Origin of the sequence: Nonomuraea purpurea, from assembly GCF_042650645.1 — a bacterium.
GTDB classification, from domain to species: domain Bacteria; phylum Actinomycetota; class Actinomycetes; order Streptosporangiales; family Streptosporangiaceae; genus Nonomuraea; species Nonomuraea purpurea.
This window is the reverse complement of the sequence record NZ_JBHSBI010000001.1, coordinates 15,384-41,914: the sequence shown is the minus strand read 5'-3', so window position 1 is coordinate 41,914 and position 26,531 is coordinate 15,384. Positions and strand designations below refer to the sequence as shown.

The window sequence follows — 26,531 nt, the reverse complement described above, 5'->3', positions numbered from 1 at the left end:
GCTCGACCACCGACGCCGGGATCCCAGCAGCCCTTCAGGTTGGACCACCAACGCCGGGCTCCCAGCAGCCTTGAAGTGGTTGCCGAGGTCAGGTTCAGCGGGCGAACTCGGTGGCCCTCGACTCCCGCACCACCGTGATGCGGATCTGCCCTGGGTAGGTGAGCTCCTCCTCCACCTGCTTGGCCACGTCGCGGGCGATCACCTGGGCCTGGATGTCGTCGATGGCGTCGGGTTTGACCATGACCCGGATCTCGCGTCCGGCCTGCATGGCGAACACCTTCTCCACGCCCTCGTACGACTGCGCGATCTCCTCCAGCCGCTCCAACCGCTTGACGTAGGCCTCCAGCGACTCTCTGCGCGCCCCCGGACGGCTGCCGCTGATCGCATCGGCGGCCTGCGTGAGGACGGCTTCGACCGTCCGCACCTCGACCTCGTTGTGGTGCGCCTCGATGGCGTGCACCACGTCCTCCTCCTCGCCGTAGCGGCGGGCGATCTCGGCCCCGATCAGCGCGTGACTGCCTTCGACCTCGTGCGTGAGCGCCTTGCCGATGTCGTGGAGCAGGGCGCAGCGCTTCATCAGCGGCTGGTTCATCCTCAGCTCAGCGGCCATGATCCCGGCGATGTGCGCGGACTCGATCAGGTGCTTGAGCACGTTCTGCCCGTAGGAGGTGCGGTAGCGGAGCTGGCCGAGCAGCAGCGTCAACTCGGGGTGCATGTCGGTGATCCCCAGCTCGACCAGGGCGTCCTCCCCCGCCCGCGCGCACAGGTCCTGCACCTCCTGGCGGCTGCGGTCGTGCGCCTCCTCGATGCGCTGCGGATGGATGCGGCCGTCCAGGACGAGCTTCTCCAGCGTGAGCCGGGCCGTCTCCCGCCGCACCGGGTCGAAGCACGACAGCAGAACCGCCTCGGGGGTGTCGTCGATGATCAGGTTGACGCCGGTCGTGGACTCGAACGCCCGGATGTTGCGCCCCTCACGCCCGATGATGCGGCCCTTCATCTCGTCGCCGGGCAGGTGCAACACGCTGACGACCGACTCCGCCGTCTGCTCGGCCGCCACCCGCTGAACGGCCAGCGTCACGATCTTGGTGGCCCGCTTCTCGCCCTCCTTGCGGGCGTCCCCCTCGATCTCCCTGACGATCAGCGCGGCCTCGCGCTTGGCCTGGTACTCGATCTCCTTGACCAGCTCGGCCTTGGCCTGCTCGCCCGTCAGCCCGGCGACCCGCTCCAGGATGACCCGGCGTTCCTCCTCGACCTGCAGCAGTTCCTCGCGCCGGTCGGCCAGCTCGATCTCGGTCTCGGCCAGCTTCCTGTCACGCTCGGACTGCCGCCTGGCCTCCTCGTCCAGCCGCCGCTCCCGCTCGGCCAGCCGGGCCTCCCTGCGTTCGAGGTCGGCGCGCAGCTCCTTGAGCTCGGACTTCAGTATCCGGCCCTCCTGCTCGACCTCCCGCCGCATCTGCGCGGCGCTCTCGGCCGCGGCCTCCGACCTGCGCAGGATCTCCTCGGCGTCGGTCTCCGCCTTGTGGCGGATCTCCTGCGCCTCCTCACGAGCCTGCTCAAGCTCCTCGTGCACGGCCTGCGCCTGCTCGGGGGTCGGCTTGGCGACGCGGGGCAGACCGCCCGAGGTGCGGCGAATGACGACGAGAAGTGCGACGATCATCCCGAACGCGAGCACGAGCACCGCTACCATCAGCACAACGACAAGCGGCCCCATGCGTGCCCCGCCCTCCTCGCGTCGTCAACACCTCATAACGCGGCCTCAAAACGGGAGGGGTCACAAGCGCGCCACAGACAGCCCGGTCGCCACCAGGATCGATATCAAGCCAAGACTGACCGGGCGTCGACCCAGAAAGCCGACACCTCGTCTGCCTCGATCAACCGAGCTCGTTCGTCCGTCGTTCACCGGTATGGCAATCCGCGCTGCGCGGAGTAACTCCTCACTGCCGTCGAGGTTATGCGTCGAACAAGTCACGAGCAAGCAAACGGCTCATCAAGCGTGTCTAACGGGGTTGCATCTCCAGATTCGACCAGACTTTCCCTCATGCCGCCTGAATTGCCCCACCGCCCCGGGGCGGCCGAGCGTACGCCCGGACTGCGGCGAACAAGGACGACATGAGGCCCACGAAGCGGCAGGGGCCAGCGAACGGGGCCAGCACACACGACGAAGGCGAGCCGACGACGAGTGGCCGCCGCGGACGAAGGCAAGCGAACGACGACGGACGACCCGCCGACAAAGGCGGCAGACGCTTCAGAGACCAAAAGACCAAACGGGACGGCGAGCCAGTAGTAGACGCGCGGCCCCGAACGGGCGTCGGGCGTCGGGCGGGTCTTAGGGGAAGTCTTCCTCCAGGTCAATGCCCTCCTGCTCCAACGCCTCACGGATGACGCGGAAGGCCAGGCCCGAGGAGTAGCCCTTGCGTGCGAGCATGCCCGCGAGCCGACGGGTGCGGGTTTGCGGGTCGAGGGATCGGGTGGAGGCGAGCTTGCGGTCCACCAGCCGCCGGGCAGTCTCCGCCTCCTGGTCGGAGTCCAGACGCTCCACGGCTTCGTTCACGGTTTCGGTGTCCACGCCCCGATGCCGCAGTTCCGCCGCCAGGGCGCGTTTGGCGAGGCCACGGCCATGGTGCCGGGAATCGACCCAGGCCGTCGCGAACGCCTCGTCGTTGATCAGGCCGAGCTCCGAGAACCGACCAAGGACGGCTTCGGCAGCCTCGTCTGGTACGTCACGTTTGCGAAGGGCCTCGGCGAGTTGGGCCCGCGTCTTGGGCGCCATGGTAAGAAGACGGAGGCAAATGGCCCGAGCCACCGACTCCGGATCGGCAGCAGGTGCGGCAGCGGCAGGGCTCTCGGCATCGGGCCCGTCGGGCAGCCATCCGCTCCCCTGCTCGCCCTTCCTCGACCGTCTGCCGGCGCGCCGCCCCGAGCGTCGCCCATCGGAACGGCCAGAACGACGTGCCCCTCCCGACGGTCGCCCCTTGTCGTCGTCGGCTTGTTCGCTCGAAAACCAGCTACTCCCAGCCAACACCTCAGAGTGCCACCCAGGACCGCCGTCCTCATCCCCCTGCGGGCTCTTGCCCTCCCGCCAACTCTCGTCCTGCTGCGGGCTCTCACCTTCCCAAGGGCTCTCGCCCCTCTGCGGGCTATCACCCTCGCGCGGGTTGTCCTCCCGTCGGCTCTTGCTCTCCCACGGGCTCTCACCCTCTCGCCGGCTCTCGCCCTCCTGCGGGTTGTTGTCCCCTTGCCGACCATCGGGCTGGTCCGGCGCGCCCGGGGTTCGGTCGTCCGGGTGCTCGTTCGCGTGCCCCCCGAGCGGCTCGGCCAGGTCGTTTGATGGTCCGGTGCCCGAGTTTGGCTGGTCGGCTGAGGTTGCGGCGGTTTGCTCCTGCTCTGCGGGTGCGTCGGCAGAGGCGCGTTGACGGTTGCGGTGTTCGCGCCACTCGTCGATCGACGGCCAGCCGTCCGCCGCCGAACGCGCCATGTCGCGATCGCCGCGTGACCAGGTGTTGTCGCGTGCGCTACCCACGGGCCGACCTCGCGCGGTGAAGCCGGGAAGTGGCAGCCGCGAGGAGGCCCGGTGGACCTGGGTGGGACGGCCGGCCGGTCGTGGAGGGGTGGTCGACGGTGCCGGCCCAGGGGTGGTCGGGCCCGACGCCCCAGGATGGCGGGCGGGGCGCTGAGGGCCGGGTTATGTCACTCATGACAGGCAACGATCAGACGTCACCCGGCTTCGGCGTGGACTTCGAGCCACGGCCGGAGGAAGCAGCGGCAGGGGCAGCCGGGGCGGGAGCGGCGGGAGCGGCGGCGGCCTCGGCGGGAGCGTCGAGACGCGGGCCGACGCCCAGCTTGTCCTTGATCTTCTTCTCGATCTCGTTGGCCATGTCGGGGTGGTTCTTCAGGAAGTTGCGGGCGTTCTCCTTGCCCTGGCCGAGCTGGTCGCCCTCGTAGGTGTACCAGGCGCCGGACTTGCGGACGAACCCGTGCTCCACACCCATGTCGATGAGGCCGCCCTCGCGGGAGATGCCCACCCCGTAGAGGATGTCGAAGTCGGCCACGCGGAAGGGCGGGGCCATCTTGTTCTTGACGACCTTGATCCTGGTGCGGTTGCCGACCGCCTCCGTGCCGTCCTTGAGCGTCTCGATGCGGCGGATGTCCATGCGGACCGAGGCGTAGAACTTCAGCGCCTTACCACCAGTGGTGGTCTCGGGGCTGTTGTGAACCATGACGCCGTCGACGAAGTAGTTGTGCGTTCCCTCGATCTCGAGGTCGAACTTCTTCATCGAGCGGGTCTTGGGCTTGACGTGGATGTCGAGGATGCGCGACGGTACGAGCCGCGGCTGCGGATCGACGAACTCCGGCTCAACCGCGAACTGGCTCTGGAACCGGGGAAGAAGCTTGTAGGCCATCGAGGGGTGGACGTAGGGCGCGATGAGCTTCTGGAACTTGGCCGACGACTCTGTGTCGAACTGGAGCACCGCCACGTGCCTTGCTCCGCGATGCTGGAGTTTCACATTGAGGTCGTGCGTGTCCTTCAGATAGTCGCGCAGACGCTCCTGCGAGCCCTCGCTCATCGCCTCGACGCAGATCTCGACCCGTCCGGTGCCGCCCTCCGTACGCTGCTGCAGACCTTTCGACCGGAGCGTGAACGCTGCGTCGTCCATGTACCACACGGCCAGCGCCAGCGGCGTCAGCGCCTTGAGGTACTCCCACGTGATGTGCTTCTTACCGTCGCCGAAGTACACCACTTGACGAAGCTCGTCGAGCTCGGGGAGAGGCGTGAAGTCCGCGAACACGGCACCCTTGGCGTTCGTGGTGCGGCTGTGGGAGATGTTGCCGAGCAGCGAGCACTTCCACGAGAGGTACTCCTCCTGCTGACGGCCGTGGCCCATACGGAAACGGACGCCCGTGCGGCCGCGCCGATTCGGCGACAGGTTGCCGTCTCCCAGGAGCGATCCCAGGATGACCTGCCACTGTTGATCGCTCAGGCGGTGAGTCTCGGTGGTCATGACACGATCCCCGGCAATCAGCTCGCCGGCGTCACGCCAGCCTCCCGGAGTGCGAATCTGATGGTTCTCCGTCGCGGCGAACTGCGCCCTGCCGTTGCCGCCCGACTTGGCCACTGTGAACTGCAGGAACCGTTCGGCGTTGCCGTTGTCGAACCAGTTCGCGATGCGCCGGGGCACCACCCGGTTGGTTTCCGGGTCGTAGGAGAGCACCTCCACGTCCATCTTCTGATTGACGATCTTGCCGATCTTCTCCTGCGTGCCGTCGGCGAGCATGACCCGCGTGTTGTACGACATGCAGCCGAACATGACGCCGATCTTCTCGCGGAGCTGGTTGATGAAGATGGCGGTGGTGCCGGTGCTGCTGAGGGCGCCGGCGACCTTGCGCAGGGCCTGCGACATGAGGCGGGCCTGGAGGCCGACGTGGCTGTCGCCCATCTCGCCCTCGATTTCGGCCTTGGGCACCAGGGCGGCCACCGAGTCGATGACGATGATGTCGACGGCGCCGGACCTGATCAGCATGTCGGCGATCTCGAGCGCCTGCTCACCCGTGTCGGGCTGGGAGACCAGCAGGGCGTCGGTGTCGACACCGAGCTTCTTGGCGTATTCGGGGTCGAGGGCGTGCTCGGCGTCGATGAACGCCGCGATGCCCCCGGCGCGCTGGGCGTTGGCCACCGCGTGCAGCGCGATCGTGGTCTTACCGGACGACTCAGGGCCGTAGATCTCGACGATGCGGCCGCGCGGCAGGCCGCCGATGCCGAGGGCCACGTCAAGAGAGATGGACCCGGTGGGGATCACCTCGATGGGGGCTCGGGCGTCATCGCCCAGTCGCATGACGGAGCCCTTGCCGAATTGCCGCTCGATCTGAGCGAGCGCGGTCTCGAGGGCCTTCTCGCGGTCGTTGATTGCCATGGGAACTCCCCTGGAGGGTCGTGGTCCGATCAGTCGAGTGAAAGCTACGGCCTGCCACCGACATTTTCTCGATAGTCGGGGAAGACGTGGCTGGTCCGGCGGGATCCATCGTAGCCGAACGACTGTTCGATCACAGCAGGAACACGCGGTGACACCCCACGCAACGGCCCCAAGAAGCTACCTCTGAGCTCCGCCCGGGTGAGCTCCGCCCGAGCCGGGAACGCCCCCGGAGGCGGCGCCGGGATCGGAGGTGGCCAGGAGGCGCAGGGCCAGGGGGAACAGGTCCGGCGGGCAGCGCTCAGGCGCCAGCACCGTCAGCAGGTTCATCCCGATGTCCAGCGCCTTGAGGATGGCGTCGGCCTGCTCGTACGACAACTCCCCCAGCCCGCTGCCCTCGGGCGCGAGCGGATGACGCCCGCCCCCACCCCCCGGGAACACCAGGGCGGCCAGTTCCTCACGGACGGCCGGATGGCGGATGGCGTGCAGGATGAACTCCACGGTCATCCGGGCGAACCTGTCATGACGCCCCTCGCGCGCCCCTTCCGCCCAGTACGCCCCGAACTCCGCCACCAGTTCGCCCGCGTCACGCCCGGAGTGGAGCAGCCGATCGGCCTGGGACTGCGCCTCCTGCCCGAGGCGGTGCCGCATGACGGCCAGCAGCAGGTCTTCCTTGCCGTCGAAGTTGGAGTAGACGGCGCCTTTGGTGAGCCCGGCCTCGGCGGCGATCTCGTCGATGGAGGCGCCCTGAACGCCCCGTTCCGCGAAGACCTTCTCGGCGGCCTCCAGCAGGCCGAGACGGTTGCGTTCGCGCTGCTCCTGCCGGGTGCGCCGTTCTGCCGCCGCCACCACGTGCCCCTTTCTCGGCCTTTGACATACTCCATAGTACATGAATACTGATCGGTATTCGAATACCAATCAGTATGCGAAAGAGGCTAACCATGCGAGACGACACGACGCTCATGACAGGCGACCCGAACCTGGACAAGGCCGACGAGCTGTTCGAGGCGGGCGACTTCGACAAAGCGGACGTCCTCTACAAGCAAGTACTCGCCACGGACCCCGGCAACGTGCCCGCGCTCGCCCAGCACGCCTACATCACGCTGCTGGCCAACCGGCTGCCGACCGCCAAACGCCTGCTCAAGCGGGTGCTCCACCTCGACCCGGAACACTCCCGCTCGCTGAACAACCTGGCGGACGCTCTGTGGCGGGCCGGCGAGTTCGCGGAGCTGGCCGAACTCCTCCCCTCCGTGCCGGGGGACACCCTGTCGGCGACGGCCGAACAGCTGCGCAGCTTCGCGGGACGCCGCCCGTACCGGATCTCCGGCCCCCCGGTCGTCAGGGTCCCGTTCGCGGCCTCAGACCCGCTGCCGTTGATCGAGGCGTCGGTGAACGGCGGCCCGCCCGCGCTGTTCTTCCTCGACACGGGCGCCCTGTTCGCCCTCAACCAGGACTACGCCGACCGGCTCGGCATCCCCATGTACGGCCACACGACCGGCAAGACCATCTTCGGCGAGCACAAGGCGTACCAGGGGCGGGTGGACCGCCTCACCATGGGCGACCTCCGCATCGACCAGGTCCCCGTCCATACCATCCCCGACACGATCCGCCTCACCGCGCCCGACGGCAGGACCACCCAGGGCGCCATCGGCACGAGCGTCCTGGCGCGTTTCCTGTCCACGATCGACCACCCGGGCCGGGCGCTCGTCCTGCGCAGGAACACGCGCGAGACCATACAGGCGGAGCACAGCGCGCCCATGTGGTTCGCGGGAGACCACTTCCTGTTGTCCCACGGCACCGTGAACGACCTGGAGCGGATGGTGTTCTTCGTCGACACGGGCGGCGGCGACATCGGTTTCACCGCTCCCCTTTCCACGTTCGCCGCGGCCGGCATCGCGGTCCCCCCGGGTGAGGGCTTTCACCCGGTGACCGTCGGGCGGGTGACGCTCGGCTCCGCGGTCCGCCGCGAGGTCCGCGGCCTGGCCGGCGCGTTCCCCGCCTGGTTCGAGAACGGTTTCGGCTTCCGCATCGGCGGCCTGCCGACGCACGAGTTCTTCAAGCCGTACGCACTCACCTTCGATTTCGAACGCATGCGCGTCCTCATGGACACCTCTGCGTAACCTCCGGACCCCGCCAAGTGATGTTCACGAGGGTTGGCCTCCACGTGTTGTCATGCGCGGTGAGCTGGGGAGACTCACTGCAGGGGCGAGGGTTGGAGGCGGCTTGGCGAGCGGCTACACCGGGGAACGACGCGTCCGCCTCGAGGCGCTCGCCGAACTGCTGCCGGGCCAGGGCCTGGTCAGCCGGATGGTCGGCGGCGACGATCCGGTGTTGTGGGTGTGGCATCCGCGTACGGGCCGCCAGACGATCATCTTCGCCACGCCGTCGCATCGCGGCTGGCTCTTCCTGTGGTCGCCTGGCGGGCAGGGCAGCGCGGACGAACTGGAGCACACGACCGCCGCGCTGCTTCAGACGCTGGACCAGGCCCAGGGCGAACAGCCTTAGCGCAGTTTGGAGGAGACGTCCTCGACCTGGCAGACCGCCCGCCAGACGGTCTTGGCGCTCTCGCCGTCGGCCAGCGCCTGCACGACCGTCCGCCCGCCCAGCGGGGCGAGCACATAGTCACGGGCCCACGACTCGGCGTAGGTCTCACCGAAATGGGCTTTCATCCTTCTCCAGAACTCGGTCAGGCGCATGCCATCAAGTATGGAATCGCCTGGGGCGTGGGTAAGACATCCCTATGCCAAAGACCCCCAAGTCTTCACCCCCGAAGACCGCCAGAACCAAGGCCAACAGGGCCAAGCGCCGTCATTTGCTGCACGTGCTGCGGCAGGCCGTGCAGAAGGAGAAGGGGCAACGATCAGAGCGGCACGCGGGCATCAGGCAGGATCCGCGTGCGGGCAGGCCGCGCACGCGCCGGGCTTCGCGCCGCTGAGCCCGCCGCGCCACCGGCTCGCCTCGGTGGCGCGGGGTCACAACACCCGTGAGCCGTACATCTCACCGAGATGGTCGGCGAGCAGCTCCAGCCGGGCGCCGTCGGGGTCCTTGAAGTAAATGGAGGCGCCGCTCTCTATCTGGTGCGGCACGCCGGCCATCTCCAGCTTCCCGCGCAGCCGCTCCCAGGTGGCGGGGTCGACGGAGATCGCGATGTGGTGCAGCCCGCCCAGCACCTCCTGGTACGGCCCCAGGTCAAGTCCGGGAAAGTCGAAGAACGCGAGCAGGTTGCCGTTGCCGATGTCGAAGAAGAAGTGGCTGGAACCCTTGTAGTCGCGGTTTTCGATGATCTCGGTGAGCGGGAACTCCAGGAGATCCTGGTAGAACGTGATCGTGCGCTCCACGTCCGACGAGAGCAGAGCCACGTGGTGCAGGCCGCGGGCGCTGCTCGATGGCCGGTGCGGTAAGACGTGTTCTCGCCTGATCTCCGCACGACGGGCTTCGATGGCCGCATAATCGATGGTCACGGTCGCTGTATGTCCGCGAGAGCCCCGGCTCAACCGCACGCCGCCAGGACAATGCGCTTTCTGTCGGTGGCAGGAGGCAGTATGAGCTGGTGAGCTCGCTAGACGACTTCAGCCAGGTGACCAGGCAATGGTTCGCCGGGGCGTTCCAAGCTCCGACGTCCGCCCAGGAGGGGGCGTGGGAGTCGATCTCGCGCGGCGACAACACCCTGGTCGTCGCGCCGACCGGCTCCGGCAAGACGCTCGCCGCGTTCCTGTGGTCGCTCGACCGGCTGGCCGCGGCGTCCGGCGAGCCTCACACGGGTCCTGAAGGGGCGCCCGCCAAGCGCAAGGGCACGCGGGTCCTGTACGTCTCACCGCTCAAGGCGCTGGCCGTCGACGTCGAGCGTAACCTGCGCGCCCCCTTGGCCGGCCTCAAGCAGACGGCGCGGCGGCTCGGGCTGCCGGTGCCGGAGATCTCCGTGGCGATCCGCTCGGGCGACACCCCGGCCCATGACCGCAGGCGGTTCGCGGCCAACCCGTCCGACATCCTGATCACCACGCCGGAGTCGCTGTTCCTGCTGCTCACCAGCCAGGCCCGCGAGGCGCTGCGCGGCGTCGAGACGGTGATCGTCGACGAGGTGCACGCGGTCGCGGCCACCAAGCGCGGCGCCCATCTGGCGCTCAGCCTGGAGCGGCTCGACGCGCTGCTCGACAAGCCGGCGCAGCGGGTCGGGCTGTCGGCGACCGTACGGCCGGTGAGCGAGGTGGCGGCGTTCTTGGGCGGGACGCGGCCGGCGGCCGTGGTGCAGCCGCCTTCTGACAAACGCATCGAGGTCGAGGTCGTGGTCCCTGTCGAGGACATGACCGAAACCGAGGGCGGGCCCCGGCCCGGCGGTGAGGAGGAGCCCGCGAGCAGGTCCATCTGGCCGCACGTCGAAGAGCGGCTGTTCGACCTGATCGGGGCCCACAGCTCGACGATCGTCTTCGCCAACTCCAGGCGGCTGGCCGAGCGGCTGTGCACAAGGCTCAACGAGCTGGCCTTCGAGCGGGAGCACGGCGCCGTCGACCTCTCCCTCTGGGAAACCCCCCAGCGGATGCCCGCCGACATGATGGCGCAGGCGGGGGCGAGCAAGGGCGCGGTCACCGAGATCGTCCGGGCCCACCACGGCTCGGTCTCCAAGGAGGAGCGGGCCCAGATCGAAGAGGCGCTCAAGTCGGGCCGCCTGCCCGCCGTGGTCGCCACCTCCAGCCTGGAGCTGGGCATCGACATGGGCGCGGTCGACCTGGTCGCGTGTGTGGAGGCGCCGCCGAGCGTGGCCAGCGGGCTGCAGCGCATCGGCAGGGCCGGTCACCAGGTCGGCGCGGTCTCCAAAGGCGTGATCTTCCCGAAGTACCGGGGCGATCTGGTGCAGACGGCTGTGGTGGCCGAGCGGATGCAGAGCGGCCAGATCGAGGAACTGCGCTATCCGCGTAATCCGCTCGACGTGCTGGCCCAGCAGATCGTGGCGATGACCGCACTGGACGAGTGGACGGTCGACGAGCTGGAGTCCGTGGTCAGGCGGGCCGCCCCCTACGCCACGCTGCCGCGTACCGCGCTGGAGGCGACGCTCGACATGCTGGCGGGGCGCTATCCGAGCGAGGAGTTCGCCGAGCTGCGTCCGCGCATCGTGTGGGACCGCGTCACCGGCACCCTCCAGGGCCGTCCGGGGGCGCAGCGGCTGGCGGTCACCAACGGCGGCACGATCCCCGACCGCGGCCTGTTCGGCGTGTTCCTGGTGGGCGAGAAGGCCTCCAGGGTGGGCGAACTGGACGAGGAGATGGTCTACGAGTCGCGGGTGGGCGACGTCTTCGTACTCGGCGCCACCTCGTGGCGGATCGAGGACATCACCGCCGACCGGGTGCTCGTCTCGCCTGCGCCGGGGCAGCCGGGCAAGCTGCCGTTCTGGCACGGCGACGCGCCGGGGCGGCCGGCGGAGCTGGGCCGGGCCATCGGGCAGTTCCTGCGCGAACACGCCAAAGCTGCCACGACCGACCGGATGCGGGCGGCCGGGCTCGACGAGTACGCCTCCGGCAACCTCCTCGCCTACCTCCACGAGCAGCGCGAGGCCACCGGCTACGTCCCCGACGACCGTACCCTCCTGGTCGAACGCTTCCACGACGAGCTCGGCGACTGGCGCGTCGTGATCCACTCCCCCTACGGCGCGCGCGTGCACGCCCCATGGGCGCTGGCGATCAACCGGCGGCTGCGTGAGCGCTACGGCGTCGACGTGCAGGCTGTTCACTCCGACGACGGCATCGTGCTGCGCATCCCCGACACGCTGGCGGAGCCGCCCACCGACGTGGCGGCCTTCGACGCCGAGGAGATCGAGCAGATCGTCACCGAGGAGCTGGGCGGCTCGGCCATGTTCGCCTCCCGCTTCAGGGAGTGCGCGGGCCGGGCGCTGCTGCTGCCGCGCCGCACGCCCGGCCGCCGCAGCCCGCTGTGGCAGCAGCGGCAGCGGGCCGCCAACCTGCTGGGGGTGGCCTCGCAGTACGCCTCGTTCCCGATCGTGCTGGAGACGATGCGCGAGTGCCTGCAGGACGTCTTCGACGTGCCGGGGCTCGTCCAGCTCATGCGTGACATCGCCGCGCGCCGGGTGCGGGTGGTGGAGGTGGAGACCTCGCAGGCCTCGCCGTTCGCGGCGGCGCTGCTCTTCCACTACGTGGGCGCGTTCATGTACGAGGGCGACGCGCCCCTGGCCGAGCGGCGGGCCCAGGCCCTGGCGCTGGACACCACGCTGCTGGCCGAACTGCTGGGCCAGGCCGACCTGCGCGAGCTGCTCGACCCCGACGTGATCTCCGACGCCGAGCGCGAGCTGGCCAGGCTCGACCGGCCGCTGCGCGACCTTGAAGACCTCGCCGACCTGCTGCGCTCGCACGGGCCGCTGCTGGCGCCCGACGTGAGCGTGCGCGGCGGCGATCCCGCCTGGCTGGATGAGCTCGAACGTACGCGCCGCGCCATCCGGGTACGCGTCGCGGGCGAGGAGCAGTGGGTCGCCATCGAGGACGCGGCGCGCATGCGTGACGCGCTCGGCGTGCCGCCGCCCGTCGGAATGCCCCACGCCTTCCTTGAGCCGGTGCCCGACCCGCTGGCCGACCTGGTGGCGCGGCACACCCGCACCCGCGGGCCGTTCCACGCGGCCACGGCCGCGGCCCGGTTCGGGCTCGGCGTGGCCGTGGTGAGCGACGCCCTGCGGCGGCTGGCCGCGTCCGGGCGGGTGGTGAACGGGGAGTTCCGGCCCGGCGGGCGCGGCGAGGAGTGGTGCGACGCCGGGGTGCTGCGGATGTTGCGGCGCAGGTCGCTGGCCCGGCTGCGCAAGGAGGTCGAGCCGGTCGCGCCTGAGACGTTCGCGGTGTTCCTGCCGGCCTGGCACGGCATCACCGGGTCCGCCGCGCGGGGCGCGGCTGGGGACGCGCGAGCCCTGGACGCGCTCGGGTCCGGTACCCGAGGCCCGGCCGGGGACGCGAGGGCCATGGATGCGCTGGTGCGCTCCATCGAGCAGCTTCAGGGGGCCGCGGTGCCCGCCTCGGCGCTGGAGACGCTGGTGCTGCCGTCCCGGGTGCCCGGTTACCATCCGGCGCTGCTCGACGAGCTGACCTCGTCCGGCGACGTGATGTGGGTCGGCCAGGGGTCGCTGCCGGGCGGCGACGGCTGGGTGTCGCTCTCCTTCGCCGACACCGCGCCGCTGCTGCTGCCCGAACCCGCCGAGATCACGATGACGTCCCTCCACGAACGCGTCCTCGAACTCCTCGACGGCGGCGGCGCGCTGTTCTTCCGCGCGATCTCCGACCAGCTCCAGACGCTCGACGACACCTTGCTGTCGTCCGTGCTGTGGGACCTGGTGTGGTCGGGGCGGGTATCGGGCGACACGCTGGCGCCGTTGCGGGCCACGCTCGGCACCGGGCGTCCCGCGCATCGGCCGGCCACGACGCGTCGGCGCAGGGCCGTGCTGCCGAGCAGGAGCGGGCCGCCGACCGTGGCCGGGCGGTGGTGGCTGCTGCCCTCGCCCGCCGCCGACGCGACCCAGCGGGCGCAGGCGCAGGCCGAGGTGCTGCTGGAACGGCACGGGGTGGTGACGCGCGGGGCGGTGACGTCGGAACGGCTCCCCGGCGGATTTACGCCCATTTATCAGGTCCTACGCGCCTACGAGGAGAGCGGCCGGTGCCGCCGCGGCTACTTCGTCGAAGGACTCGGCGGCGCGCAGTTTGCCCTGCCCGGCGCGGTGGACCGAATGCGCGCCATGGCCCCCAGCATCGCCCCGACGAGCGGCGGGGATTCCCATGCCGGACAACCGAGGGCCGGGGCGACCGGGCGACGGGCCGTGGTGCTGGCGGCGGCCGACCCGGCCAGCCCGTACGGCGCCGCGCTCCCCTGGCCGCAGCGCCCCGGCGACGTCGGCCACAAGCCGGGCAGAAAGGCGGGCTCGCTCGTCGTGCTCGTCGACGGCCACCTCATCCTGTACGTCGAACGCGGCGGCAAAACCCTCCTGTCCTTCGCCGACGACGAACGCCTGCAGCCGGCCGTCGACGCCCTCGCCCTGGCCGTCCGCGACGGGGCGCTCGGCAAGCTGACCGTGGAGCGCGCCGACGGCACCTCCATCATCGAGTCCCCACTCGCGGCGGCCCTGGAGGCGGCCGGATTCCACCCGACCCCCAGAGGGCTCCGGCTCCGCGCCTGAGAACGCCCCTGCTGGTTTTGCCGGCCGAGACGCAGCACCCTTCGCCGATCGGTTCAGAGAGCGCTCGGAGGCTGATCGGGCCCAGAACGTCGGCGAGAAGTACCAGCAGCAAGGGACGCTGGCCTTGATCAACGCCTTGCGGCTGCCTTGACAGGCGTGCCTATGATCCACCATGGCTCCCCTCACGCTTCCCCGCCAGCACGCCCGCACGGCCGGCCCGTTTCAAGCTCGGCATCCCCAGGGACTTCACGATCTCCCCGGACGGCGCCCGGGCGGTCTTTCTCAGGTCCTCGACCGGTGACGACCCGGTGAACCGGCTGTGGACGCTGACAGTGGCCACGGGGCGCGAGCATCTGCTCGTGGACCCCGGCACCCCGTCGGGCGAGACGTTGCCGGAGGCGGAGCGCGCACGCAGGGAACGCACTCGCGAACGCGCGAGCGGCATCGTCGCCTACGCCACCGACGCCGCCGTCACACAAGGCCGTCTACGCGCTCGACGGCGCGCTCCACACCGTTGACCTGGTACACCGCGACGGGTTCCAGGACCCACCTGCCTGGACGGCCTCGCTCAGCGACTTCAGCCTCACCATCTTGAGTGCGTCGCTGCTCATATCACCGCTGACGGAGGCGGACACTGCTGCTCTGTCCGCCGCAGAGTGGGAGCAGATCAAGCACTGGCAGCCGGAAACCGTTGGCGCGACACTCTTCAACTCGTGGGACTGATGCTTGGACGTCTTGGACGCCACCGGTTGACACGTCCCCTTGTTTGAGATCGCGGGTTGGACCAGAAGCTAGCCCTGAGCCAGATCTGTGCGCCACCCGTTAAACCGCGAGCGCAGCTCATGCACCTCGGGTTCTGTCAGGCCATAGGCAACGAACTCGCTATCTGGATAGAGCTCCAGAGCGGAGAGCATCTGTGAGAATACGGCGCGGTCGAACCCCAGGCCTCGGGCGGCGGCGAGGTCAAGCAGCTGGTCGCGGGTGAACCGACCGCTGGTGAGAAATGCGTCGACGTCGATGAAGTCGCGAACTTCTGCTCGGGTGAACAGGGCTTCCACCTTGCCGCCTGCCACGTCTTCGAGGTGGACAACCGGACCGATCTCCATGGTGACCGGTGGGTGAGACCGCAGGTCCGTGGCCAATTCGACCTTGCTAGTCCGACTGATTGCAGGGTCGGACACCCCGAGTCGTACGAACTGAGGGCTGTCGAGATCGACTTTGACGGTAAAGCCTTGGGCAGCGTAGGCGGCGCAGATCTTGCCGACGCCCTCAGCGAAGTCGTCGCGGAGGCTCGAGGTGAACAGGTCGATGTCTTCACTGGGTCGTTGGAGCACGCCATAGGCCTGCACGGCATAACCGCCTGCCAGAGCAAATCCGTGCTCCGCGGCTGCTGCCAGTGCGATTCGGGCTAGGCGACAGTGGAATTCGTCCATTAGGCGGCTTGACGCTGGAGTTCGGGAAATCGGTCCAGCCACAGGGCACGAACCCGCGGCGGCAAGACCAAATCGGGCCAGAGCCTCCGAAGGAGCGAGGCGTTCAGAAATCGTCGAAGGTCGTCAGGCGTGGCGCTTTCCCGGATAACGCGCATGTACATCAGCCGCACGTCAGCGATCTGTTCCAGGTCGTACCTGCGCTTTGGCCCCCAGTCGAGGTGGTGGGGAAGTGAGATGACCCCTCTGATGGGCCCGGTGAGCTCTTCCAACGTCGCTGGCACGACGTAAGGCCGGAGTGCTCCGTATCCCCTAGTGTCCATGCCTCCAGTGTGACTGATTCAGCCCTGGTCGTGCAGGTCCTTCCATGCCTGGACGACGGTAGTGGACAGCTCTGGCCGACGTCTAGATCACTTGTAAACAGAAGGTCAGGGTTCGATTCCCCTCGTCGGCTCTGCAACAGGAAGCCATGAACAGGCATTATGCGGTCCGAGGTCTTCTGTTTTCTGATCTTCAACCGGTATCTTCAGCGTCTTTGGGGGCAACCGGTACTTCATTCGTAGATCTTGAGGTAGCGGGTCACCTCACTGCCGGTAATGGCCGTTGAGAGTGCGGGTTTGACGCTCCTGCCGGAATCCGGACCTGGGCCGGGTGGCGATCCACGGCTGGTCATACGGCGGTTACCTAGCGGCCGCAGCCGTACTGCGCCACCCTGACGTCTTCCACGCCGCGGTCGCGGGCGCGCCGGTCACCGACGCCCGCCTCTACGACACCCACTGGCAGGAACGCTACCTGGGCCACCCCGACCGGCACCCAGAAGCCTATGACCGCAGTTCCATCATCGCCGACGCCCCGAACCTGCGCCGCCCGCTCCTGCTCATGCACGGCCTGGCCGACGACAACGTCTTCGCCGCCCACACACTGAGATTGTCCGCCGCACTGCTGGCCGCAGGCCGCCCACACGCCGTCCTGCCGCTGTCGGGCGTCTCACATATGACCGCCCAAGAGGAGGTCGCCGAGAACCTGCTCCTGCTCGAACTGGACTTCCTGCGCCGCAGTCTCCTCCAGAATGAGCTTTCGACGCCATCCCGCTAATGCGCATTAGTTCGGCTATTGTGAAACCGGACACAAGGGGACGTCAAGGGGTAATACCAGTACTAATTCGCATTAGCCGGACGTCGCCGTTGCGGGCATGACGACGCACAGTAACGCGCCCCCATCGGGGCCGGTTGTATACGATAAATCGCCATATGGCTGATCTGACTCTGGGCGCGGCCCACCGGACCCTGCGCGACGAGGTCACCGGCGAGCTCCGGCGTCGCATACTCTCCGGCGAGCTGGCCCAGGGCGAGCGGCTGGTCGAGGACCGGCTGGCCGCCTCGCTGGGCGTCTCGCGCAACCCCGTGCGCGAGTCCATCCGGGTGCTGGCCGCCGAGGGCTTCGTCGAGGTCGTCCCCCGGCTCGGCGCCACCGTCGCACGCCTGTCCGCCGCGGAGGGCGAGGAGCTCTTCGACGTGCGCATGGCCATCGAGGGGCTGGCGGCCAGGCTGGCGGCGCGCAAGCGGAGCCCCGAAGCGGCCGAGCGGCTGCGCGCGGTGCTCGACCAGGCCAAGGAGGCCGTGGCGGCCGGGCAGCTGGAGGCGGTGGCCGATCTCAACACGGCCTTCCACCTGGCCGTGGGCGAGGCGGCGGGCAACTCGTACCTGAGCCTGATGATGAAGCCGATGCTGCAGCGCGCGCAGTGGGTCTTCAGCCAGACCGCCGCCGCACGCGGCCCGCACTCCTGGTCGGAGCACCTGAGCCTGTACGCGGCCATCGCGGCGGGCGACGAGGACGAAGCGCAGGCCAGGGCCGTCGCGCACGTGGCGGCGGCCAGGAGATCGTTCCTCACGGCCGTGGGCCGAACAACAAAAGCCCCGAACGATTAGAAAACGCTCAGATAACAACACAGGGTGAGGAAACACCACTGAAATGTAAGGTCTTGTATACAGTCTCCTAAACGTTTCAACGGAGGCCCCATGAGACCGTCCCCCAGGCTCCTCGCGGCACTCGCCCTCCTCCCCCTCGCCTTGACGGCGTGCGGCGGAGGCGGTTCGAGCGGCACGCCCGCGGCCCCGCCCTCGATAGCCCCCGCCTCGGCCGACAACCGCCCCGTCAAGAACGGCGGCACCCTCAACGTCGCGCTCAACGCCGACCCCGACGCCCTCGACCCGAGCATCTCGACCACGCTGGTGGGCCGCGAGGTGTTCGCGAGCATGTGCGAGAAGCTCTACGATATCGACGCCCAGTCCACGCTGGTCCCGCAGCTCGCCGCCGCGCTGCCGGAGATCTCCGACGACGGCGAGGAGGTGACGATCAAGCTTCGCGAGGGCGTGACGTTCAACGACGGCACCGCCTTCGACGCCGAGGCCGTCAAGAAGTCGCTGGACCGGCACCGCACCTGGGAGAAGTCCGCCCGCCAGGCCGACCTGGAGGCGGTCTCCGAGGTCAGCGTGGTCGACCCGGCCACGGTCAGGCTCAAGCTCAAGCGGGCGTTCACGCCGCTGACCGCACAGCTCGCCGACCGCGCCGGCATGATCATGTCGCCCAAGGCGCTGGACGCCGGCGAGGACAACTTCGGCGCAAGCCCGGTCTGCGTCGGGCCCTTCACGTTCGTCAGCAGGACCTCCGGCAGCCAGATCGCGCTGGAGAAGTCCGCCGGCTACTACGACGCGGCCAAGGTCAAGCTCGACAAGCTCGTCTACAAAATCATCGTCGACCCGAACGTCCGGGCCGCGAACCTGAAGTCCGGCGACGTGCAGGTGGCCGACCAGCTCGCCACGACCACGGTCAAGGGCGTGCAGTCCGACCCCAACCTGAGCGTCGTGTCCGGCGGCGGCCTCGGCTACTACGGCATCACGATCAACACCGGCAACGCCACAGGTTCGACGGACAAGCCCGGCGCGGTGAACACGGCGCTGGCCAAGAGCCCGCAGCTACGCGAGGCGTTCGAGCTGGCCCTCGACCGCGACCTGATCAACAAGACCGTCTACAACGGCCTGTACGAGGCGGACTGCTTCCCGGTGCCGCTGGACAGCCCCTACCGCGCCAAGGACCTTCAGTGCCCCAAGCGCGACCTGGCCAAGGCCAAGCAGCTCGTGCAGGCCAGCGGCGTGCCGACGCCCGTCCCCGTCACGCTGACCAGCCCGAACGACGCCGTCAACCAGCGTCTGGCGCAGGTCGTCCAGCAGATGGCCAAGGAGGCCGGGTTCAACGTGAGCGTGCAGACGGCCGAGTTCGTCACCGCTCTGGAGCAGGGCAAGTCGGGCAAGTTCGACGTCCTGCTGAACGGCTGGTCGGGCCGCGTCGACCCCGACGGCAACCTGACCAACCTCGTCACCAGCCGCGGCAGCAACAACTACAGCGGCATGTCCGACCCGGGCATCGACGACCCGATCAAGCAGGCCGCCGCCGAGTCGGACCCGGCCAAGCGGGCCGAGCTCTACGCCGAGGCCATGAAGAAGGCCGCCGAGCTGCGCGGGGTCCTGTACCTGTACCACAACAAGTACTACCTGGGCATGAGCAAGACCGTGGCCGGCGTCCAGTACTTCAAGGACGGCCTGCCGCGCTTCGTCACCGCCGGGTTCGCCGCCTGATGCTCTGGTTCATCCTCCGGCGCTGCGGGTCAGCGGTGATCGTGCTGTTCCTGGCGAGCGTCCTGATCTTCTTGGGGATCAGGGCGCTGCCCGGCGACCCGGCCACGGTCATGGCGGGCGAGGAGGCCTCACCCGCCATGGTGGAGGCCATCCGGCACGAGTTCGGCCTGGACAAGCCGCTGCCCGCCCAGTACGTCGACTACGTCGCCCAGACCGTCACCGGCAACTTCGGCCGCTCGACGCAGGACCAGCTCCCGGTGATCGACATCATCGCCGAGCGGCTGCCGGTCACGTTGGAGCTGTCGGCGCTGGCCATGCTGATCGCGATCGTCGTCGGCGTGGGCGCCGGCATCGTGGCGGCCGTGCGGCGCGGCAGGCTCGCCGACTACGTGGCCACCGGGTTCGGCCTGGCCGGGCTGTCGGTTCCGCACTTCTGGCTGGGCCTGCTCGGCATCCTGCTGTTCGCGGTCACCTGGCGGGTGCTGCCCGCCTCCGGGTACGTCCCCTTCACCGAGGACCCCGTCGCGAACCTGCAGCGCATGATCCTGCCCGCCCTCGTCCTCGGCACCGGCTTCGCCGCCATCCTCATGCGGCAGACGCGCTCGGCCATGCTGGGCGCGCTGTCGGCCGACTACGTCAGAACCGCCAGGTCGAAGGGCCTGTCGGAGGCCAAGGTCGTGGGCGCGCACGCGCTGCGCAACAGCCTGACGACCGTCGTCACCGTGCTCGGCCTGCAGCTCGGCGCGCTGATCAGCGGCGCCGTGGTGACCGAGCAGATCTTCGTCATCCCCGGGTTCGGCAAGCTGACCGTGGACGCGGTCCTGACCAGGAACTACCCGGTCATCCAGGCGGTCGTGCTCATCACGGTCATCGGCTACGTGCTGGTCAACCTGCTGGTCGACATCGCCTACGCCTTCCTCAACCCGCGGATCAGGCTGTCGGGGGGCGCGCGTGATTGACGTGAGGTTGTGGCGCCGCTTCAGGAGGCGGCCGATGCCGATGGCGGGGCTGGTGCTGGTGGCCGCGTTCGTGCTGCTGGCGCTGCTCGGGCCGCTGGTGACCGGCGACCCGGCCGCGCAGGACTACCTGGCCACGCTGGCGCCCCCGTCGGGCGCGCATCCGATGGGCACCGACGACCTGGGCAGGGACGCCTTCGCCAGGATCGCGCACGGCGCCCAGGTGTCGCTGCAGGCCGGGGTGCTGTCCACGCTGCTGGCGATGGCCGTGGGCATCCCGATCGGGCTGGTCGCCGGGTTCTACCGGCGCTGGCTGGACCCGATCGTGATGCGACTGGTGGACGTGACGCTGGCCTTCCCGTTCCTGGTGTTCGCGGTGGGCCTGGCGGCGATCATCGGCCCCTCGCTGAAGGGCGTGGTGCTGGCGCTGGGCTTCGCGCAGTTGCCCGCCGTCATCCGGATCACCCGCGGCGAGGTGCTGGCGGTCAGGGAGATGGACTACGTGGCAGCGGCCATCGCCGACGGCTCGGGCGACGGGCACATCATCTTCAGGTACGTGCTCCCGAACTGCGCCAGCCCGCTCATCGTGCAGGCCACGGTGGCGATCCCGGCGGCGATCATCGGCGAGTCGACGCTGTCGTTCCTGGGGCTGGGCGTGCAGCCGCCGACGCCGTCGTGGGGCGTGATGCTGACGACCGCGCAGCAGTACCTGAGCGACGCGCCCTGGCTGGCGATCTGGCCCGGGCTGATGATCGCGCTGGCCACGCTCGGCTTCAACCTGCTCGGCGACGGGCTGCGTGACGTTCTCGACCCGAGGAGCGGCCGATGAGCCTGCTGGAGATCACCGATCTGACGGTCGGCTTCGACACCGAAGACGGCCTGGTGCAGGCGGTCAGGGGCATCTCGCTCACGCTCGACGCGGGCGAGATCCTGGCGCTGTGCGGCGAGTCCGGCTGCGGCAAATCGGTCACCGCGATGTCGGTGCCCCGGCTGCTGCCGCCGGAGACGACCCGGCTGTCCGGCTCGGTTCGGCTGGACGGCCGGGAGCTGACCACGCTGCCCGAGCAGGAGCTGCGCCGGGTACGCGGCAAGGACATCTCGGTCGTCTTCCAAGAGCCGATGACCTCGCTGAACCCGTCGTTCTCCGTCGGCTACCAGATCGCCGAGGTGCTGCGCAGGCACGAGGGCCTGTCCCGGGCAGCCGCCGCCAGGCGGGCCGTCGAACTGCTGGAGCTGGTCGGAATCCCGGCGCCGGCGCGCCGGGTCAAGGAGTACCCGCACCAGCTCTCCGGCGGCATGCGGCAGCGCGTGATGATCGCGATCGCGGTGGCCTGCTCGCCACGGGTGCTGATCGCCGACGAGCCGACGACGGCGCTCGATGTGACGATCCAGGCGGGCGTGCTGGACGTCTTCCGCGACCTGCGGGACCGGCTCGGCACGGCGATCATCCTCATCACGCACGACCTGGGCGTGGTGGCCGACATCGCCGACAGGGCCGTGGTCATGTACGCCGGCCGCGCCGTCGAGCAGGCCGCGGTGACCGAGTTGTTCGCCGGGCCGCGGCATCCGTACACGCTGGGTCTGATGAAGGCCCTGCCGTCCGCGGCCGTCGAGGGCCGGCTGGCCGAGATCCCCGGCATGGTGCCCTCGCCGCTGACGGACCCCGACGAGTGCGCGTTCCAGGCGCGCTGCCCGCGCGCCCAGGACGACTGCCGCGCGCACAGGCCCGCGCTCGAACAGCACGGGCCCGCCCATCTGGCGGCCTGTTTCCACCCGGGAGGTGAGCGGTGATCCTGCGGATCGACAACCTGGTCAAACACTACGGCCCGGTACGCGCCGTGGACGGCCTGTCGCTGGAGATCGGCCAGGGCGAGGTGCTCGGCCTGGTCGGCGAGTCCGGCAGCGGCAAGTCGACGGTCGGCAAGTGCGTGCTGCGCCTGAGCGAGCCCACCTCGGGCGGCATCGAACTGGACGGCCGGGACATCACCCACCTGTCGCGCCGGGCCATGCGCCCGCTGCGGCGCGACGTCCACATCGTCTTCCAGGACCCCTACTCCTCGCTCAACCCGCGTTTCACGGTCGAAAGGATCGTCGGCGAGCCGCTGCTGCGGCACAAGGCGGCCGACCGGCGCGAGGTCGCCGCGCGGGTGTCGGCCATGCTGGAGAAGGTCGGGCTGCGCCAGGAGACGCTCACCCGCTTCCCGCACGAGTTGTCGGGCGGGCAGCGGCAGCGGGTGGGGCTGGCCAGGGCGCTGATCCTGGAGCCCAAGCTGGTCGTTGCGGACGAGCCGGTCTCGGCGCTGGATGTGTCGGTGCAGGCGTCGGTGCTCAACCTGATCACCGATCTGCAGCGGGACATGGGCTTCTCGTGTCTGTTCATCACGCATGACCTGTCGGTGGTGGAGTTCCTGGCCGACCGGGTCGCGGTGATGTACCTGGGCAAGATCGTGGAGTCGGGGCCGACGGCCGACATCTTCGCGGCGCCGCGCCATCCCTACACTCAGGCTCTGCTGTCGGCGGCGCCGGTGGCCGATCCTGTCAGGCAGCGGGAGCGGCGCAGGATCGTGCTCGGCGGCGACGTGCCGAGCCCGGTCGATCCCCCACCGGGGTGCCGCTTCCACACGCGGTGCCCGCTGGCGTACGACGCCTGCCGTACCGTCGAGCCTGAGCTGAGCGACCCCCGCGGGAACGGCCATCCGGCCGCCTGCCATCTCGTTACGGCGGACCGCGTCCCGGACGCGGCCGCGAACCGTTGAAAAGGAGAACGTTTCTTTGTTCACCACCAGGCCCGAGCTGACGGGCGACTTCGGCATGGTCGCCGGCACGCACTGGCTGGCCTCGGCCACCGGCATGGGCGTGCTGGAACGCGGCGGGAACGCCTTCGACGCGGCAGTGGCCGCCGGGTTCGTGCTGCAGGTCGCCGAGCCGCACCTGAACGGCCCCGGCGGCGAGGTGCCGATCCTGTTGTGGAGCGAGGCCGAGCAGAAGGCGTCCGTGGTGTGCGGCCAGGGCGTGGCGCCCGCCGCGGCCACCATCGACCGCTTCACCGAGCTCGGCCTGGACGTGGTGCCCGGCACGGGCCTGCTGGCGGCGACCGTGCCGGGGGCGTTCGGCGGGTGGCTGCTCATGCTGGAGCGCTGGGGCACCTGGTCGCTGGCCGACGTGCTGGCGCCCGCGATCCACTACGCCGAGCACGGCATCCCGGTGCTGGATCGCATCGCGGCCACGATCGAGTCGGTCGAAGGGCTGTTCACCCACGACTGGCCCACGTCGGCGGCGACGTGGCTGCCGGACGGGAACGTTCCCGCCCCTGGGACGAAGCTCGCCAACCCGGTGCTGGCCGCCACCTACCGGCGGCTGGTCGCCGAATCCAGGTCTGGCACCAGGGAGCAGCAGATCTCCGCCGCCAGGCACGCCTGGTACGAGGGCTTCGTGGCCGAGGCCGTCGCCGACTTCAGCGCCAAGACGGCCTGGCTGGACAGCTCGGGCGAGGTGCACGGCGGGCTGCTCACCGGCGACGACCTGGCCGGCTGGTCGGCCTCCGTCGAGGAGCCCCTGACCTTCGACTACCACGGGCACACGGTGGCCAAGACCGGCCCATGGGGGCAGGGCCCGGTGTTCCTGCAGCAGCTCGCGCTGCTCAAGGACGTCGATCTGGGCGCGATGGAGCTGCTCGGCGCCGACTACGTGCACACGGTGACCGAGGCCGCCAAGCTGGCCTTCGCCGACAGGGAGGCCTGGTACGGCGACGCCGACGTGCCGATGTCCGACCTGCTCGGCGACGCCTACAACGCCGAGCGGCGGCGGCTGCTCGGCGCGCAGGCCAGCCTGGAGCTGCGGCCGGGCGCTCCCGGCGGGCGCGCGCCCCGGCTGCCCGACTTCCCCGCGCCCGGCACGGCGAGCGACGCGCCCGGCCTGTCGGGCGCCCGCTCGCCGCAGGGCGTCGGCGAGCCGACCGTGGGACGCGACGGCACGGTCAAGGGTGACACGTGTCACATCGACGTCGTGGACCGCTTCGGCAACATGGTCTCCGCCACCCCCAGCGGCGGCTGGCTGCAGAGCTCCCCCACCATCCCCGCGCTGGGCTTCTGCCTGGGCACGCGGGCGCAGATGTTCTGGCTGCAGGAGGACCTGCCCGCCTCCCTGCGCCCGGGGACGCGCCCGCGCACCACGCTGTCGCCGTCGTTCGCGCTCAGGGACGGCCGGCCGTGGCTGGCGTTCGGCACCCCCGGCGGCGACCAGCAGGACCAGTGGAGCCTGAACTTCTTCCTGGCCGTCGTCCACGGGCGGCTGAACCTGCAGGAGGCCATCGACGCCCCCATGTTCCACTCCGAGCACTTCCCCAGCTCGTTCTTCCCGCGCGGCTCCCGCCCCGGCGTCATGCACGTCGAGGACCGCCTGGGCCAGGACGTGGTGGCGGAGCTGCGGCGGCGCGGCCACGAGGTCGAGGTGCAGGGCCCGTGGACGCTCGGCAGGCTCAGCGCGGTCGCCCGTGACGGCGCCTTCCTCAAGGCCGCCGCCAACCCGCGTGGCGCCCAGGGTTACGCTGTCGGCCGATGACGCCGACCGACCTGTTCTTCCTGGTAGCTGCCGGTCTGCTGGCCGGGGTGGTGAACGCCCTGGCCGGCGGCGGCACGCTCATCTCCTTCCCCGCGCTGCTGGCGCTGGGCTACCCGAGCCTGACCGCGTCGGTGACGAACGCGGTCGCGTTGTGGCCCGGCTACCTGGGAGGCGTGCTCGGTTACCGGGCCGAGTTGCGGGGCCAGCGGCGCAGGGCGATCACCCTGTCGGCCGTGACGGTGCTGGGCGCGGTCGTGGGCAGCGCGCTGCTGCTGCTCACGCCGAGCCGTCTGTTCGAGTCGATGGTGCCGTGGCTGGTGGGCTTCGCCAGCCTGACCCTGCTCGCGCAGCCGTGGCTGCGCAAACTGTTCGGCGGCGAGGCCGGCCAGGCGCCGAGCAGGCTCGTGTACGCCGGGGTCTTCCTCGGCGGATGTTACGGGGCCTACTTCAACGGCGGCATGGGCGTGCTGCTGCTGACCGTCCTCGGCCTGTTCCTGCACGACAACCTGCACCGCGTCAACGCCGTACGGGCCGCGCTCGCGCTGGTGATCAGCACGGTGTCGGTCGTGGCGTTCTCGCTGTACGGGCCCGTGCAGTGGCAGGCCGCGGCCGTGGTCGCGCCGGCCAGCCTGGCGGGCGGGTTCCTGGGCACCCGCCTGGCCAGGCTCATGTCCGCCAAAGTCCTGCGGGGGGTGGTCGTCGCGTTCGGCCTCGGGGTGGCCGTGGCGTTGGCCCTGCGTTAGGCCACGGTCGCCTCGATGAGGTCGTCGACCACCTCCGCCAGGTCGTTGCCCCTGGCGTGGACCTGCCGCTGGCGCATGGCTCCCGAGCCCTTGCGCAGCAGCCGGTCCAGGCCCTCCTGGATGAAGGTCAGGTCGCCGGCCTCCGCCAGCGCCCCGCGTACGTGCTCCAGGAGCCGCCCGGCCATCACCGCCGCGGGCACGAGCGTGCCGTCCCGCATGTCCAGGCTGGTGCCCTGCAGCCCGTCGCGGGCGGCCCGCCAGTAGGCGGCCCGCAGCACCTCCGACGGGACCGGCAGCCCGCGGTCGCCCCGCCGCACCGCGGCGAGCGCGGTCACGACCAGGGCGCGGATGAGGCCGATCAGGGTGAGACTGTCGCTCACGTCGAGCGGCACGTCGGCCACCCTGATCTCCACCGTGGGCAGGCTCGGCGAGGGACGGGCGTCCCAGTAGACCGTCTTGGGGTCGAGCAGCACGCCCGACTCCCCCAGCGCGCGGAGGGCCACCTCGTAGTCGCCGAACGACGGGAAGTACGGGGGCGCGCCGGAGACCGGCCAGCGGCCCCAACTGATCACCCTCCATGACAGGTACCCGGTGTCGCGGCCGACGTAGAACGGCGAGTTGGCGGCCAGCGCAATCAGCGTCGGGAGCCAGGGACGCAGATGGTTGCCGACGTAGACCGCGTGTTCCTGGTCGGGCACGTCGACGTGCACGTGCAGGGCGCAGATGCTGATCTCGTCGTGCAGCCCGCCGTAGAGCTGGTTGCTCTGGAGGTAACGGGCCTGGTCGGTGATCGGCGGCGGCACCACGTTGCCCAGGACGGGGATGCCGCTGGCGACGACAGCGAGGCCGCACGACCGGGCCGCGCTCGCCACCTGCTTGCGCGCCGCACGTAGTTGCGAGCCCAGTTCGCTGAGGTCGGTAGAGGGAGGAGTGCGGGCCTCCACCTGGAATCTGGTGATCTCTTGCACCACGTCGAGGACATCCGTCGCGGCGGCCAGGACCTCGGCCGCTCGGGGAGCCACGTGGCGGGTGTGGGGATCGACTACGAGGTATTCCTCTTCGATCCCGATCAACGGAACCATGCACACACCTCGCTGGGGGGAGTCCAAACGCCTCGGTACGAGTGTGTGCCCTTATCACGCC

The 26,531-nt window shown here is 69.8% G+C and carries 21 protein-coding genes and 1 pseudogene; 14 read left to right on the top strand and 8 right to left on the bottom strand.

What is annotated here, in order from left to right; translation table 11 throughout:
• Positions 1-94: 94 nt before the first annotated feature.
• The 4 genes from rny to ACFOY2_RS00180 all read right to left on the bottom strand — a co-directional run bounded on the left by rny (position 95) and on the right by ACFOY2_RS00180 (position 6,755).
• Positions 95-1,687: a ribonuclease Y gene (gene rny / locus ACFOY2_RS00195; protein ID WP_379525815.1), complete on the bottom strand. Its 1,593-nt coding sequence runs from the start codon at positions 1,685-1,687 to the stop codon at positions 95-97.
• Positions 1,688-2,326: 639 nt separating this feature from the next.
• Positions 2,327-2,866 carry a recombination regulator RecX gene (gene recX, locus ACFOY2_RS00190; protein WP_379526431.1) on the bottom strand — a complete coding sequence of 180 codons (540 nt, stop codon included), beginning with the start codon at positions 2,864-2,866 and terminating at the stop codon, positions 2,327-2,329.
• 841 nt (positions 2,867-3,707) lie between these two features.
• Complete coding sequence (gene recA / locus ACFOY2_RS00185) at positions 3,708-5,909, bottom strand: intein-containing recombinase RecA (RefSeq protein ID WP_379525814.1); 2,202 nt, start codon at positions 5,907-5,909, stop codon at positions 3,708-3,710.
• Positions 5,910-6,086: 177 nt separating this feature from the next.
• A complete protein-coding gene (locus ACFOY2_RS00180) occupies positions 6,087-6,755 on the bottom strand; it encodes a TetR/AcrR family transcriptional regulator (RefSeq protein WP_379525813.1) in 669 nt (222 codons plus the stop codon).
• Between the two features lie 92 nt (positions 6,756-6,847).
• Here ACFOY2_RS00180 and ACFOY2_RS00175 point away from each other — a divergent pair, with 92 nt between their 5' ends.
• On the top strand, positions 6,848-8,026 hold the full coding sequence (locus ACFOY2_RS00175; RefSeq protein WP_379525812.1) for an aspartyl protease family protein: 1,179 nt from the start codon (positions 6,848-6,850) through the stop codon (positions 8,024-8,026).
• A 103-nt stretch (positions 8,027-8,129) separates the two neighbouring features.
• Complete coding sequence (locus tag ACFOY2_RS00170) at positions 8,130-8,411, top strand: hypothetical protein (RefSeq protein ID WP_379525811.1); 282 nt, start codon at positions 8,130-8,132, stop codon at positions 8,409-8,411.
• Here the strand turns inward: ACFOY2_RS00170 and ACFOY2_RS00165 are convergent.
• On the bottom strand, positions 8,408-8,602 hold the full coding sequence (locus ACFOY2_RS00165; RefSeq protein ID WP_357810753.1) for a DUF3046 domain-containing protein: 195 nt from the start codon (positions 8,600-8,602) through the stop codon (positions 8,408-8,410). The two genes, ACFOY2_RS00170 and ACFOY2_RS00165, sit on opposite strands and share 4 nt — an antisense overlap.
• A gap of 44 nt (positions 8,603-8,646) precedes the next feature.
• On the opposite strand from ACFOY2_RS00165, the gene ACFOY2_RS00160 reads away from it, so the two are divergent.
• Positions 8,647-8,841, top strand: a complete 195-nt coding sequence (locus tag ACFOY2_RS00160) for a hypothetical protein (RefSeq protein WP_379525810.1) — start codon at positions 8,647-8,649, stop codon at positions 8,839-8,841.
• A 37-nt stretch (positions 8,842-8,878) separates the two neighbouring features.
• Here the strand turns inward: ACFOY2_RS00160 and ACFOY2_RS00155 are convergent, their stop codons facing one another.
• Entirely contained in the window at positions 8,879-9,367 is a 489-nt protein-coding gene (locus ACFOY2_RS00155; RefSeq protein WP_379525809.1) for a VOC family protein, read from the bottom strand.
• Positions 9,368-9,453: 86 nt separating this feature from the next.
• On the opposite strand from ACFOY2_RS00155, the gene ACFOY2_RS00150 reads away from it, so the two are divergent.
• Both ACFOY2_RS00150 and ACFOY2_RS00145 read left to right on the top strand, forming a co-directional pair.
• A complete protein-coding gene (locus tag ACFOY2_RS00150; RefSeq protein ID WP_449290123.1) occupies positions 9,454-14,064 on the top strand; it encodes an ATP-dependent helicase in 4,611 nt (1,536 codons plus the stop codon).
• Positions 14,065-14,372: 308 nt separating this feature from the next.
• Complete coding sequence (locus ACFOY2_RS00145) at positions 14,373-14,582, top strand: hypothetical protein (protein ID WP_379525807.1); 210 nt, start codon at positions 14,373-14,375, stop codon at positions 14,580-14,582.
• A 273-nt stretch (positions 14,583-14,855) separates the two neighbouring features.
• On the opposite strand, the gene ACFOY2_RS00140 is transcribed toward ACFOY2_RS00145, so the two are convergent.
• The gene (locus tag ACFOY2_RS00140) at positions 14,856-15,497 is read right to left on the bottom strand and encodes a nucleotidyl transferase AbiEii/AbiGii toxin family protein (protein WP_379525806.1); all 642 of its coding nucleotides are present in this window, start codon (positions 15,495-15,497) and stop codon (positions 14,856-14,858) included.
• A 636-nt stretch (positions 15,498-16,133) separates the two neighbouring features.
• Here ACFOY2_RS00140 and ACFOY2_RS00135 point away from each other — a divergent pair.
• From ACFOY2_RS00135 to ACFOY2_RS00095, 9 genes and pseudogenes are all read left to right on the top strand, one after another.
• A pseudogene (locus ACFOY2_RS00135) lies at positions 16,134-16,589 on the top strand (alpha/beta hydrolase family protein); the annotation flags it as partial.
• Between the two features lie 155 nt (positions 16,590-16,744).
• Positions 16,745-17,422: a GntR family transcriptional regulator gene (locus tag ACFOY2_RS00130; protein ID WP_379525805.1), complete on the top strand. Its 678-nt coding sequence runs from the start codon at positions 16,745-16,747 to the stop codon at positions 17,420-17,422.
• Positions 17,423-17,512: 90 nt separating this feature from the next.
• On the top strand, positions 17,513-19,129 hold the full coding sequence (locus tag ACFOY2_RS00125) for an ABC transporter substrate-binding protein (protein WP_379525804.1): 1,617 nt from the start codon (positions 17,513-17,515) through the stop codon (positions 19,127-19,129).
• Complete coding sequence (locus ACFOY2_RS00120) at positions 19,129-20,088, top strand: ABC transporter permease (protein WP_379525803.1); 960 nt, start codon at positions 19,129-19,131, stop codon at positions 20,086-20,088. The genes ACFOY2_RS00125 and ACFOY2_RS00120 overlap by 1 nt, the downstream gene beginning before the upstream one ends.
• Positions 20,081-20,914 (top strand): ABC transporter permease, encoded by an 834-nt coding sequence (locus ACFOY2_RS00115; RefSeq protein ID WP_379525802.1) that lies wholly within the window; start codon positions 20,081-20,083, stop codon positions 20,912-20,914. Before ACFOY2_RS00120 ends, ACFOY2_RS00115 begins: the two co-directional genes overlap by 8 nt.
• Positions 20,911-21,876: an ABC transporter ATP-binding protein gene (locus tag ACFOY2_RS00110; RefSeq protein ID WP_379525801.1), complete on the top strand. Its 966-nt coding sequence runs from the start codon at positions 20,911-20,913 to the stop codon at positions 21,874-21,876. Before ACFOY2_RS00115 ends, ACFOY2_RS00110 begins: the two co-directional genes overlap by 4 nt.
• On the top strand, positions 21,873-22,841 hold the full coding sequence (locus ACFOY2_RS00105; protein WP_379525800.1) for an ABC transporter ATP-binding protein: 969 nt from the start codon (positions 21,873-21,875) through the stop codon (positions 22,839-22,841). Before ACFOY2_RS00110 ends, ACFOY2_RS00105 begins: the two co-directional genes overlap by 4 nt.
• A 55-nt stretch (positions 22,842-22,896) precedes the next feature.
• The gene (locus ACFOY2_RS00100; RefSeq protein ID WP_379526430.1) at positions 22,897-24,645 is read left to right on the top strand and encodes a gamma-glutamyltransferase family protein; all 1,749 of its coding nucleotides are present in this window, start codon (positions 22,897-22,899) and stop codon (positions 24,643-24,645) included.
• Positions 24,642-25,388 carry a sulfite exporter TauE/SafE family protein gene (locus tag ACFOY2_RS00095; RefSeq protein WP_379525799.1) on the top strand — a complete coding sequence of 249 codons (747 nt, stop codon included), beginning with the start codon at positions 24,642-24,644 and terminating at the stop codon, positions 25,386-25,388. The genes ACFOY2_RS00100 and ACFOY2_RS00095 overlap by 4 nt, the downstream gene beginning before the upstream one ends.
• Here ACFOY2_RS00095 and ACFOY2_RS00090 read toward each other — a convergent pair.
• Complete coding sequence (locus ACFOY2_RS00090) at positions 25,385-26,470, bottom strand: carboxylate-amine ligase (protein ID WP_379525798.1); 1,086 nt, start codon at positions 26,468-26,470, stop codon at positions 25,385-25,387. The two genes, ACFOY2_RS00095 and ACFOY2_RS00090, sit on opposite strands and share 4 nt — an antisense overlap.
• Between the last annotated feature and the right edge of the window lie 61 nt (positions 26,471-26,531).